The organism is Shewanella sp. UCD-KL21, from assembly GCF_001957135.1.
Classification (GTDB): domain Bacteria; phylum Pseudomonadota; class Gammaproteobacteria; order Enterobacterales; family Shewanellaceae; genus Shewanella.
Window position 1 is genome coordinate 36,665 of the sequence record NZ_MPHK01000027.1, and the last position, 12,437, is coordinate 49,101.

The 12,437-nt window shown below is 42.3% G+C and carries 8 protein-coding genes and 1 pseudogene; 6 read left to right on the top strand and 3 right to left on the bottom strand.

Annotation, left to right across the window (positions count from 1 at the left end; translation table 11 throughout):
- Positions 1 to 299: 299 nt before the first annotated feature.
- Positions 300 to 1,577, top strand: a complete 1,278-nt coding sequence (locus BM739_RS18085; RefSeq protein WP_083698215.1) for a YjiH family protein — start codon at positions 300 to 302, stop codon at positions 1,575 to 1,577.
- An 81-nt stretch (positions 1,578 to 1,658) separates the two neighbouring features.
- On the opposite strand, the gene radA is transcribed toward BM739_RS18085, so the two are convergent.
- Positions 1,659 to 3,032, bottom strand: coding sequence for a DNA repair protein RadA (radA, locus tag BM739_RS18090; RefSeq protein ID WP_076543043.1), 1,374 nt, complete (start codon positions 3,030 to 3,032; stop codon positions 1,659 to 1,661).
- 226 nt (positions 3,033 to 3,258) lie between these two features.
- Here radA and BM739_RS18095 point away from each other — a divergent pair, with 226 nt between their 5' ends.
- Positions 3,259 to 5,640: a PilZ domain-containing protein gene (locus BM739_RS18095; RefSeq protein WP_076543044.1), complete on the top strand. Its 2,382-nt coding sequence runs from the start codon at positions 3,259 to 3,261 to the stop codon at positions 5,638 to 5,640.
- 167 nt (positions 5,641 to 5,807) lie between these two features.
- On the opposite strand, the gene BM739_RS18100 is transcribed toward BM739_RS18095, so the two are convergent.
- Both BM739_RS18100 and serB read right to left on the bottom strand, forming a co-directional pair.
- Positions 5,808 to 6,704: an alpha/beta fold hydrolase gene (locus tag BM739_RS18100; protein ID WP_076543045.1), complete on the bottom strand. Its 897-nt coding sequence runs from the start codon at positions 6,702 to 6,704 to the stop codon at positions 5,808 to 5,810.
- A gap of 378 nt (positions 6,705 to 7,082) precedes the next feature.
- Positions 7,083 to 8,069, bottom strand: a complete 987-nt coding sequence (gene serB / locus BM739_RS18105; protein ID WP_076543046.1) for a phosphoserine phosphatase SerB — start codon at positions 8,067 to 8,069, stop codon at positions 7,083 to 7,085.
- Between the two features lie 87 nt (positions 8,070 to 8,156).
- Here serB and BM739_RS18110 point away from each other — a divergent pair, with 87 nt between their 5' ends.
- The 4 genes and pseudogenes from BM739_RS18110 to BM739_RS18125 all read left to right on the top strand — a co-directional run.
- Positions 8,157 to 8,975 carry an AhpA/YtjB family protein gene (locus BM739_RS18110; protein ID WP_076543047.1) on the top strand — a complete coding sequence of 273 codons (819 nt, stop codon included), beginning with the start codon at positions 8,157 to 8,159 and terminating at the stop codon, positions 8,973 to 8,975.
- Positions 8,976 to 9,080: 105 nt separating this feature from the next.
- Positions 9,081 to 9,844: pseudogene (locus BM739_RS20570) on the top strand (IS3 family transposase); the annotation flags it as partial.
- Positions 9,845 to 10,508: 664 nt separating this feature from the next.
- Positions 10,509 to 12,032: a group II intron reverse transcriptase/maturase gene (gene ltrA, locus BM739_RS18120; RefSeq protein ID WP_076543049.1), complete on the top strand. Its 1,524-nt coding sequence runs from the start codon at positions 10,509 to 10,511 to the stop codon at positions 12,030 to 12,032.
- Positions 12,033 to 12,224: 192 nt separating this feature from the next.
- On the top strand, positions 12,225 to 12,437 hold a 213-nt coding region (locus tag BM739_RS18125; protein WP_076543050.1), incomplete at its 3' end, for a peptidase.

Consider the following 12,437-nt stretch of genomic DNA (forward strand, 5'->3'; position numbering starts at 1 on the left):
AGAAAATAATACGTGCAATCCGGTTCAGAATCGATACAATATAGATAAGCATAAAAAGCCCATAATTATTCGTTTTGGTGAATAGTTTTACTTAGAATAAATAAGCAGGTAACCTTGCCTCGCTTAGTTATCCTACGATTGGGCAATTAAAATTTCCCATAAGACGGTTTGATTAAATCAACCATGATTATTTCGTTAATTGGTAAGGCATATAGAAAGTGACTCAAGAAAAACCAAAATATAATCTCAAAACAATACTTACCTTTATCATTCCGTCACTTATCGGATTGCTATTGTTTATGACACCCATTAGTTACGATGGCGCTATCACCATTCCGATTGCTGTGGTATCTAAATTTGTGCAAAACCAATTCGCTGATATATTACCTTTGGTTGTAACCTGTATCGTGGTCTTTATGGCTATCGTGTCGGTGCTCACTAAACTGATAAACCCCAAATTAGTTCGTAAGAACCCGTTTTTGCATTCACTGCTGAATGTCTCACCATTTTGGTTGTTAGTACGTGTCTTAGGGGCAGTATTCATTGTCTTAACCTACTTAGAGATTGGTTCAGAAGTGATTTACTCAGCTGATACCGGTGCCTTGGTACTCAATGACCTACTACCAGTACTACTGTCAGTGTTCATTTTTGCAGGCATGCTATTGCCGCTATTACTTAACTTCGGTCTCTTAGAGTTTTTCGGCACCATGCTAACCAAGTTAATGCGCCCTATCTTCAACCTTCCAGGAAGAAGCGCCATTGACTGTATGGCATCATGGTTAGGCGATGGCAGTGTTGGTATTTTAATGACCAACAAGCAGTATGAAACCCGTCTTTATACCGAACGTGAAGCGGCCGTAATTGGTACTACCTTCTCAGCAGTATCTATTACTTTTAGTTTAGTGGTTATCTCTCAAGTTAAACTTGAGCACTTATTTGTGCCTTTTTACTTAACCGTATGTTTAGCCGGTTTCGCCGCTGCGATTATCGTACCTAAATTACCACCGCTATCATGGAAAAAAGATTTATATATCGATAATACTCCACGTCACCCAGATGATGAAATGATCCCACAAGGTCATGGCGTAATGTCTTGGGGCTTTGAGCAGGCAATCAATAAAGCCTCTCGTGCTGGTGGCGTTAAACAGGTATTAACCGAAGGCGTTAAGAACGTGGTTGATATGGTATTTGGTATTATTCCTGTGGTTATGGCCATTGGTACCATCGCATTAGTATTAGCTGAAAATACGCCAATTTTTAACTATTTAGGCATGCCGTTTATTCCACTGCTCGAATTACTGCAAATACCTGAGGCCGATGTTGCTTCCACAACAATTGTGGTGGGCTTTGCCGACATGTTCTTGCCTTCAATTTTAGCCAGCTCAATTGAGTCAGACTTAACCCGCTTTGTGATTGCGGCCTTGTCTGTCACCCAATTAATTTATATGAGTGAAGTCGGCGCATTACTGATTGGTAGTAAAATCCCAGTAAACTTCTTCGAGTTATTTGTGATTTTCATTTTACGTACCTTAGTGACATTACCGGTTATTGCCCTTTGCGGACACTTACTGATTTAGTCGCTTGATTCGAGCTATAAAATGAATACAAAAAAGGAGCCCGCGGCTCCTTTTTTAATACTAAACAACCAGTTAATCACGTTAGTTAATCAATTCCAGTAACTCATGAATGGTTTTAATCGGATGAATTTTAGCGCCTAGCCCTTCCATTGATTTATGGTAATTACGATGGGGAATATACACCTCGGTAAAACCATGTTGCACCGCTTCTTTTACCCGCGGCACACCACTATCAATCGGTCTAACATCACCATTCAAACTCAGTTCACCCATAATGCAGGTGGTTCTGGGCACCACAAAGTCGTTCAAGCTACTGAGTAATGCCGTCACTAAGGCTAAATCAATACAGGTTTCTGATTCATCAATCTTCAAGCCACCCACCAAATTAAAATAAGTATCATGATAAATCTTGGTGCGAGTATGTTTGCGTAACACCCCTGTGAGCATTTTAATCCGGTTCATGTTCAACCCCACACAAACCCGCTGCGGAAACTCGCCTTCGGTTTCAGTGGTTAGGCATTGAATTTCGAGTAATAAGTTACGATTGCCTTTACGGATACAGGTAATGGCCGCACCGGGGGATTCAGTGGTTGAGCCAGAAAGGAAAATCTCACTGGGGTTATCAACACTTATCATACCGCGCTCGGTCATCTTAAAAATGCCCACGGTATCCACATCACCAAAACGGTTTTTATTGGCCCTTAATGTTCTAATCTGGCCATCATTGCATTCAATATGGGTCAGACAATCGACAATGTGAATAAGCGTTTGCGGGCCAGCGGTTTCATTGTTTTTATTAACGTGCGCCACTAAAAACATGGTGACATTATTTTGCTTACAATATTGAGTTAATGCCTGCGCGCAGCTTTTAACTTGTGATGGCGAGCCCGGGCTTCCATTGGCGCTTTCAGACACCACCGCTTGGATTGAGTCGATAACAGCAAACTTAACCTGTTTAGCATCCAGCTCAGCAATAATCGCCTCAACGCTGGTTTCAGCCATTAAATATAAGTTCTCTTCGTTATAACTGAGCTTTAAGCGGTTAACACGGTTTTTGAACTGGGACAGTGACTCTTCAGCGGTACAATATAATGACGGCATAACTTGCGACATGCGAGCAATTAAATCGGACAGTAAAGTGGTTTTACCCGCACCAGGATCGCCTGAAATAATATTCACTGAGCCCGTGGTTAAGCCACCGCATAAGACCCTATCTAGCTCACCAATGCCGGTGAGCATTTTTTGGGCTTCAAACTCTTCCACTTCATGGAGTTTTTTTGAGCCGCCGCCGACAGAGCCTGCATAACCCGCAACCGAATTGGCCGAGGATTTAACCGCCGAAATGCGCACTTCTGAAATGGTATTCCACTCTTGGCAGGCATTGCACTGTCCTTGCCAGCGAGGAAAATCTTGTCCGCACTCATTACACACATACGCTGTTTTATTTTTTGCCATAGATCACTTTTGTCAGATTGCTGCTTATGGGATTTAAGCACTTATTAATTTATTAAATTTACACAGCTCAATTGTTAAGCTAATGGTGCAAAAATCGCATTATTACCTTAGCTTTAACAGACACCTAGGCTAATTTTGTATAAAGTAAGCCTGATGCTAGCCGATAAGATTACCAGTCACGCATGCAATTATCACCTTTATCTGAGCCCTCAATAGAAAAGAAGCCATGAGTTTAGAAGATCATAGTCAGCTTATAGAGCAATTAAAGCCACTTTTAATGGAACCTGATTTTAAGGATGCCTTTGAAATGTTTACGGCTGACGAATCAAACTCGACTCGATTTTTATTGAAAATGGAATTAAATCGCATTGCGGTGATTTGCACTCGGATCATTGATTTACGTGATAAAAGCGATCTCGAATGTGAAGAAGTTCAGGTTGGAAAACTACGTCATTTTCTCGATAATCCAGCAAAGCTTTCCTTGCTAGAAGCGCTGCAGCTGTATCGCAATAAGTATACCGTTGGCGTTTATGAGCATGTACTCAACCAGCACAAATTACGCAAAGAAAAGTCTCGCCAAAACAATCAGCAACCTGCAGCACAAACCTCCGAGTTAACTGTGCCTGGGGTGGTTTTAGGCAGCTATTTTAACCGTAGCGAAGAGCGAATGAATTACAGTATTCGTATTTCAGCCTCGCAAACAGGCGGCGCCGAAGTTAATGGCGCCAGCTTAGATTTATCTGTCGGTGGCGCCAGAGTTCGCTTACCTGCTGACATTCGCTTTGATCAAGATAAACCGCTGCGCATTAAATTACTTGAATTAAACGAAGAGTATTTTTTTGACGATCTCCAAAAAGGTATCGACTATAAAATCGTCGATATACAACACAAAGATGATAGTGCCATATTGCGCCTATGCCGTATTGGAGAAAGTAACGAGCTCGATAACTTATTAACCCAGCTGATCCGCAGTTACCGCTTTCGCTATAAAGTGGATGTCAACGATGTCATTGTCAATGCAACCGGGCTTGGGTTTGAACGCCATTATTTGCCGCTACTAGCTCACCTTCCCATTTATATCAGTTTAAATGACGGTAAACCGACCATTAGCCATTTGCTATTAAGTCAAGGCAACCAAGCTTCATTACAATATTTTCAAGATGAGCAAGAGGTTAATCAACTACCCGGCTTACTGACCAATAATCGCTTAGTCAATCTCATTAAGCACCCACAAGACAGTGACCATAGTTTATTTTTTTGCTTCACCTACCAAGCAAACGACACAACCCAATACTTTTCAACCTCGCTTTATGAGTTAAAGCAACATGATACCTTAGGGTTATTCCTTGGCTTTGGCGCAAGCAAAACGAGTTGGCGGGTGTTCAAAGTAAGCCAACAAAGCATTGACCATAAACTGAATTATAAAACGTCGACGCTACCTGGGGATGAAACCCACTACTCAGCGCTAGTTGAACAACAACTGGCAGGCTTTAGCTACGTGCTGCAGTTAATCGATTTAACTAATGAGCAGGCTCAAGCTGATTATCAAACTTGGTTTCCTGCAAATGATAACGTCAATAAGCTGAAAAAGTTTAACCAAACTAAGCTCAAACAAAACAGCATAAAACGTCTATCAATGCCCTTTAGCGAGCGACGACGAGAAGCGCGTTACGCCTTTAAAACCTTGGTAGATATTGAGCACAACAAGCTTACAGCGCGTGGGATAAGCCATGACATATCCAGCCGTGGACTGCAGTTTTCTTTAGATGATGCTCTTAACCTCAAAACCCCAGCAGATGTGTTACTTAGTTTTCCTAAACTGCAGCAAATTGCAGGCAAGACATCACTGTCTAACTTGCCATATCGATTGATCCGCAGCCGTAATAATGATCAAACCCTGCATTTGTCGGCCAACATAGGTCACGAGCCCCATGCTGGAGTTGAGTTTATCAACAAACTCATTAACCATAATCGCGATAAACTTGAGCAATTATCAGATAGCGAAGGCGAGTTAAAAGAGCTAGCCGATGGCATGAAAAACTTACTCCTAAGACAGTTGGTTAATGTGCCCTTTTTTGTAGAAAAAACGCAAAAATCGGCGCAACTGTCATGCTTAGGGGTTGGCGTAAAAACTGATGCTATTAGCCATTTATTTGCCGCAGGCTCCACTAAACCATTAAGTTATAATCTGACACCATTATTTAATGAAACCCAGTTTAAGCAGCTCATTATTGATCCGGTGCGGACAATGAAACCCATTGATGGTTTGAAATATATAGAGATATTCCTGCAGGTGTCTCGTCAAGGTAGAGGAGCGATTAACATTCAATCTCAGTTAGTCAACGACTTCACTAGCCGAGATGCTCAAATTGCCTTTGTGCGCCACGCTAAAGCTGTTGGCCGCTTTATGGCATTACGGGTTTATTATGGCGCAACTGAAAAACCAGATATGAGCTATATTCGCAGCGAAATGGAATATATTGCCACCCATGCTCCCCACAGAGCAAAACAGCTAGAAGCCCAGTTATGGCGGGTTTTAGGGGCTGGAGAACTGATAGACATTAGTGCTGAAGTTGAAATGAGATATCCAGAGTTACACCAAGCCTGAGTTGCTTCAAACCTGAATTATTCAAACCTGAGCTACCCAAACCTGAGTTACTTCAAACCTGAGTTACCCAAACCTGAGTTACTTCAAAACCTGAGTGACCAAAACCTGAGTGACCCAAACCTAAATTATTTAAGCTAGCGCTTATCGCTGCAGTTTATGTTTAGTTTCTACTTAGCCAAACTGTCATACCAGTTTTTTACTAACGGGAAATGATCATCTACTGCGCTTTTGTCGGTTAACATGCCTGCATGGGTGTAGTCCCGCTTAAAGCCGCGATGTTTAGCCAGTAACGTATACTCAGCGGCCACCATCTGACACTCACCCATCATATCTTGCACATCTGAAGGGTTACCTAACACACGGTCCTTTTTGGCGGCTAAAAACCAACAAGGCGGCCAAGTCACCTGCTTAGCTGCAGCGGCATAATCAAAGTTGTCATGGCAATCGACCCAATCACCTTTTACCCAATCTATGGTTTGTCTTAATGATTGCCGGCTTTCATTGTCCATACCCACACGATATTTATCTGCCGCTAAATAGCCATCCGCTTTTGACAATAATGGCGCTAATCGATTCCAAAATAAATCCACCATCATGGTTTTACGCAGAGACTTAATTTTGATGGTTCTTTTACTGCCAAAGGTCACAAATGAAGCCACTTGATTACGCACCTTAGCTAAGCGAACATAACAGCTCGCCATTAACACCCCGCCCCATGAGTGCGCGCACCAATGCACTTTACTTGCTGATGAATGGGATAAAATAAACTCATTGGCAAGGGGCAGCTGCTCTAAAATCACTTCGGTTTGACCTAAGGAATAGGCAGCACTGATTTTGGGCTCACTTAATCCTCTGCCTGCCGTATCGAGTATATACACATCAAAACCTTGCCTCGCTAAATAACAACCTAAGCCTTTGCCCGAGGCGCTGTAAAACACCCGCCCATTGGACATTGCGCCATGTAGCATCAAAATGGGCATGCCTTTCGCCAAGCTAGGGTTTGCTTTGATATGCCGAATATGAAGACGACCATTGCGATAGGGAATAAAATGTGACTGCTGCATGGGAATGAATACGACTATTTTGAGTGTATGAACTTAATACGGTAATCAGTGTAAATGTTAATTACAAGTTAATTAGAGTAATAAACCTAATCAAGATAAAAAAATGGCTCACTTAAAACTTAAAGTGAACCATTTAAAACTGCTCTCAGCCAATATCTAAATGGCTAAGAGTCGATGAAATTGATGCTCGCTGCATCTTTAGGCTTGCAAGTAATACACTAAAGTAATAAACAAGGCAGCGTAAATCCAAGTTATTGATGCTTGAAGCTCTTTACCCTTGCAGCGTATTTAGGCTTGCAAGTAATACACTAAAGTAATAAACAAAGCTGCGTAAATCCAAGTTATTGATACTTACAGCTCTTTACGCTCGCTGCATCTTTAGGCTTGCAAGTAATACACTAAGCAGCGTAAATCCAAGTTATTGATACTGGCATCCGCTGCTGCAAGCAGTTTCGGCTTAGCATGGAAGGCAATACCAAAATCAGCGGCATTAACCATAGGAATATCGTTGGCGCCATCGCCAATGGCCAGCCGTTGCCCCGCAGCAATTTGCCAAGTGGCACTGCACTTATCAATCACATTGGCTTTATACTGGGCATCAACCACATCACCTGTCACTTCACCGGTTAACTTACCCGCTTCAATAACCAGCTCATTGGCGTAAGCGGCATCTAAATCCAGTAAATCTTTTAAATAACCCACAAATGGGGTGAATCCGCCCGAGGCTAACACTAACTTCCATTCGTTAGACTTTAGCTCTGCCACTAGGCTTTTAAGTCCTGGCATCAAAGGGAGCTGTTCACATAAAGTGCTGATAATACTTTCATTGGCGCCTGCAAGTTTACTAACCCGTAAGCGTAAACTCTCTTCAAAGTCTAGCTCCCCTTGCATGGCTCTTTCGGTGACTTCTGATACCGCCTCACCCACGCCAGCCATGACTGCTAGTTCATCAATGCATTCTATTTGAATCGCGGTGGAGTCCATATCCATCACTAATAGACCCGGTTTAAATAAGCTCGCTAGCGGCGCGGTAATATTAAGAATCTCTGCTTTTACCTGCTGCGGGAATTGACTCATCAGTGTCCCTAAATCAGAGGTTGACGCAAGTTCAAAACCCTGCAAATCGTTATGTCTCACCAAAGGCGCAATCGCGCAGTCTTGAGTTAGGCTTGCCAGCCAGTCATTAATAGCGCCAAAAGATGGCGCTTCAAATACCACTCTTAAACGATAAGGGTAGTTAACCTGAATATTGTTGAGATACTCGTCTTCAAAATAACGAGTTAACGTGACATGGTTATGGCTGTACGTCGCATCAAATGTTGAGAATAACCACGTTAATGGCTGAGTATTTACCTGAGTTTCCATGGACTGCATTTCCCCAATGATTGCGACTATCTACAATGAATTATTTCGATTAGTATTAATTAAATAGAAAAATGACCAAGGATTAAAGTGATTTTTGTTAAAGGTCTTAAAAAAAGCCAAAAAATCAGCAGATTAATTCAAATCAGCATTGCTGTAATTTTATTATTTGCTTTAGTGCATTTATGGAAGTCGAGCCTTAATAACGGTCAGCAGCTATTGAGCTCGCAAACCCAAATCATGGCGCGCTTATTAGCTCAACAAGTGGCCAATGGCGCAGCCCCAGCAATGCATCTACAAAATGATGAGCAACTGCAATGGCTTGCCAATGCGCTCGTGATCGACCCTAAAGTGATGTCAGTGAACATGTACAGCACTCAAGGGGTAAGACTGGCATTTGCCCAAAGCGTATCAGACATCGAATTTGACGCCGATGATAAAGTACTCACTGAGATGTTATCACCCTACCCACCTTTAATTGAAAACGTGCTTCAAGGTGACAATAACTTAGGCTATATCGAGGTGAGGTTAAACTTACATATTTTCTTTGATGAATTAAAAAGTCACTATCAAGAAAATATGAAGCAACAACAAATTATGCTGATTATTGCAGGTATTATTGGTTTGCTGCTGTCGCGGGTCTTTTCTTTTAAGCGTGCTGATTTTGACCGACGTAAAACTCGCGCCAAAGAAGGACGTAAAAATAGCCAATTAGTGCAAAAAAGCTTGTCTGAAGAAATGCATCAACTTGAAGATAGCCGAACGGAACCGGCAGATGTGGATGAGCAAAGTGCTAAAGCCAAAAAAGCACTGACAACAGAGTCTGATAGCGATGACAATATGACTTATAAACAAGAGATACTAGAAGCCGAAAACCTCAGGCTTGATGATAAAAGCAAAGACAATTAGCCACTTAAAAAAAAGCGTAACTGACAACTCAGTTACGCTTTTTAACCAAATGATGACCCATCCTAAATAACGTTGACACTTTTCAAACCTTTTTTGGAGAGTGTGATGAAATCAATAAGTAAGCGAACTCAGAAAGATTACTCCCTTGCTTTTAAACTGGCTGTAGTGGACCAGGTAGAAAAGGGGGAAATGACCTATGCGCAAGCTCAAAACCATTATGGCATTCAAGGATGTTCTACCGTTTTAGTTTGGTTGCGTAAGCATGGTCGGTTAGATTGGTCTAATGGCACACCGCAGTTTCTTTCAAAAGGTCGAACTATGACTAAAATGACAACAGAATTGACTCCTGAGCAGCGAATTAAGGCCTTAGAAAAAGAATTAGAAGATACCAAAATCAAAGCTGAGTTCTTTGAGGCCGTCGTTAACGTTCTAGAAAAAGACTATGGAGTTCGTATGGTAAAAAAGCCCAAAGGGAAATCATTCAAGAAAAAGCCATCCTAAAGTTATCAATTGCTCGGGCATGTCGATACTTAGGGATTTCACGTCAGGCGTATTATCAGCAATGTCAGCGCCATAGGCATCAGATACTGTTTGAGGAAAGCGTGATTGAGTTCGTTCAGTTTGAGAGAATGGTTCAGCCACGTATTGGGGCGAGAAAGCTCAAATACTTGATGCAAAGCTGCGAGCTAAATATTGGCCGAGACAGGCTATTTAACTTGCTTAGAGCGCATCGACTATTGGTGCCAACAAGGCGGGCTTATCATAAAACAACGAATAGCCATCACCGTTTTCACTGTCACCCTAACTTAGTTAAATCTGGGCTGAATGTGACAAAGACTGAGCAGTTGTGGGTGGCAGATATTACCTATTGTGTGCCCGGAGTTCAGCACTAGCATGGAATGCTTTAATGAACCACGAGTCTATCTGAAATACATAAACAAAACGGCAGGAGCTACATTGTTTATGGCACTATCTGGTTGTGCAGATAGTTGAGTCTGAGCGGCAGTGACTTATCGTATGCTGATAAGGTGATGTAACTCGCTGACAACGGGGAGTGAGGCGAATTCGTTACGCCAAGATGCTCCTCTAGACTAAGTATTGGGCGGATGAAGAACATGAACCGATTAACCCGCATCTATGGGCTGAAACGTCGCCATTGCCTACACGAATTAACAGGTAATATGGTGCTGCAATAGTGCTAAATGTATGGGCACTATTACCGAATTAATGAGTAATAAATATGTACTGATTAATGGATAAACGTTAAATCACAATTCTGCGTTTAAGTACCATCACCTTACAGAATGATAAGGTCAAAGACTGCGATCGGCATCCCCCCCAATATGTTCGAGTTCAGGTAGGTAAACCGGGGAAGGTTTGTTTTGAATGCTAAGGGAGCATGACCCTGATGACAAACAAGCTGGCGGAGCGTTCGTAGTAGTCTGAGATGGGGAAAGCCCATTACATGGCGAAGGGACGCAGTTTAATTGATTTGCGTAAGCAAATTACCTGACCTTAATGAGGTGAATACCTTTGATAATCAGCGAACAGCAACGTAAATTAGCAACATGGACAGCAGTCGATAAAACGTGTCGCGTTAATCGACTGTTGCGCCTTATCAGTCATCCACATTGGCTTCGCCAAGCGGCTGAAGTAACGCTTTCTTCAAAAGGCGCTAAAACGCCTGGTGTTGATGGACTAACAAAGATTCATATACAGGTTAATCTGGCTGGTTATCTTGATGAGATCAGAAATGATCTGCTGTCAGGTAACTATCAACCGATGCCTGCTAGACGGATCTATATCCCCAAGGCCAATGGAAAGCTACGTCCTTTAGGCATACCAACGCTTAGGGACAGAATAGTTCAACGTGCCATGCTCATGGCAATGGAGCCGATATGGGAAAATGATTTTCATTCGTTGTCCTATGGCTTTAGACCAGAGCGCAGTGTCCATCACGCCATTCGGACGGTTAAACTACAAATGACCGAATCCAATGAGCCTAGAGGTCGCTGGGTAATTGAAGGAGACTTATCAAGCTATTTTGATACAGTTCACCATCGATTATTGATGAAATGTGTTCGTAAACGGATCAACTGCCGTCGATTTAATGATTTGCTTTGGCGCTTCATTAAAGCTGGACACATTGAACGCAATCTATTCTGTGCAACAAGTGAGGGGGTTCCACAAGGTGGCGTTATTTCTCCTTTATTGTCTAACATTATGCTGAATGAGTTCGATAAATATCTGGATAAATGTTATTTGAGCAGGAAAGTACGTAAAGACCGTTGGTATTGGAATCGAACCATTCAAGATATGCGCAAAATTGCGCTAGAGGAAAAGAGACAATGGAAACCTGCCGTTGCTTATTGTCGTTATGCAGATGACTTTCTAGTTATAGTCAAAGGCACAAAACAGCAAGCAGAGGCTATTCGGGATCAGTGTCGAGACTTTCTCGAGGGTAAGCTCCAACTCACGTTAAATATGGATAAAACTCATATTACGCATGTGAATGACGGTTTTATATTTCTCGGACATAGGATCATTCGAAAGTGTGGACCGAAGGGAAATATGCGAGTGGTGTCTGGTATTCCAAACGGTAAAGCCAAAGCATTTTCTCATTCATTGAGTCAGGCTTTATCAGGGGATCATAGCTGTAGCAAGATAGACAAAGTGGAACAACTCAATCGCAAACTTAAGGGTTGGGCACAATTTTATCGACATACTGATTACACTGCGAAAGTTTACAGCAAAATTGATCGTATTATTTTCTGGAAACTCGCTAAGTGGTTGGCTAGGAAATATCGTTGTTCGATTAAATCGTTAATGATGAAATGGATCAAACGTCCGACACCAAGTCAGGCAACGACATGGGTGTTATTTGGTAAAAGCAATCGTGGAAATTTATGTGGCGCGTCACTATTTAGATTAGTGAGCAGCCCCAAATTACCCTTTAGATGGCGATCACCAGAATCAAACCCCTACCTCAGAGATGAAATTAGAAATACTGTCACGTCTCGCTATAGCGATGTTGCCATGGCTGTTAGCCACAATTAAGCGGAGAGCCGTATGCGCTGAAAGGTGCACGTACGGTTCGGAGAGGAGAAGCAGAGAAATAGTTCGACTACGCTCTGCCTCTTACTCTACTACCGACACACTCAGGAGAAACGTAAACGTCCGGACAAGTACATCTTCAACTGCTTTCATTGATCCCTTATTTTAACTCCTGACTATACATCAGGAGTTAATATGGCTAAACGTTCTCATGAAGATTGGACTGCTTTGATAAAACAGCAGCCCGCTAGCGGCTTAACGATCACGGCTTTCTGTCGTCAGCATAAATTAAGTACCAGTACTTTTTATGCCCGTAAAGCCAACAAGGCTAAAATTAAAACGGTCATGCCTTTTGCTAAAGTAACAGTGGCAACGCCAACAGATGTGACGAGCCAAACCCAAGTTAGC

What these genes read in the sequence shown, in the direction of transcription:
- BM739_RS18085 (WP_083698215.1), top strand. Translation starts at nt 300, where the DNA reads ATGACACCCATTAGTTACGATGGCGCTATCACCATTCCGATTGCTGTG.
- BM739_RS18100 (WP_076543045.1), bottom strand. Translation starts at nt 6,704, where the DNA reads ATGCAGCAGTCACATTTTATTCCCTATCGCAATGGTCGTCTTCATATT.
- BM739_RS18095 (WP_076543044.1), top strand. Translation starts at nt 3,259, where the DNA reads ATGAGTTTAGAAGATCATAGTCAGCTTATAGAGCAATTAAAGCCACTT.
- serB (WP_076543046.1), bottom strand. Translation starts at nt 8,069, where the DNA reads ATGGAAACTCAGGTAAATACTCAGCCATTAACGTGGTTATTCTCAACA.
- radA (WP_076543043.1), bottom strand. Translation starts at nt 3,032, where the DNA reads ATGGCAAAAAATAAAACAGCGTATGTGTGTAATGAGTGCGGACAAGAT.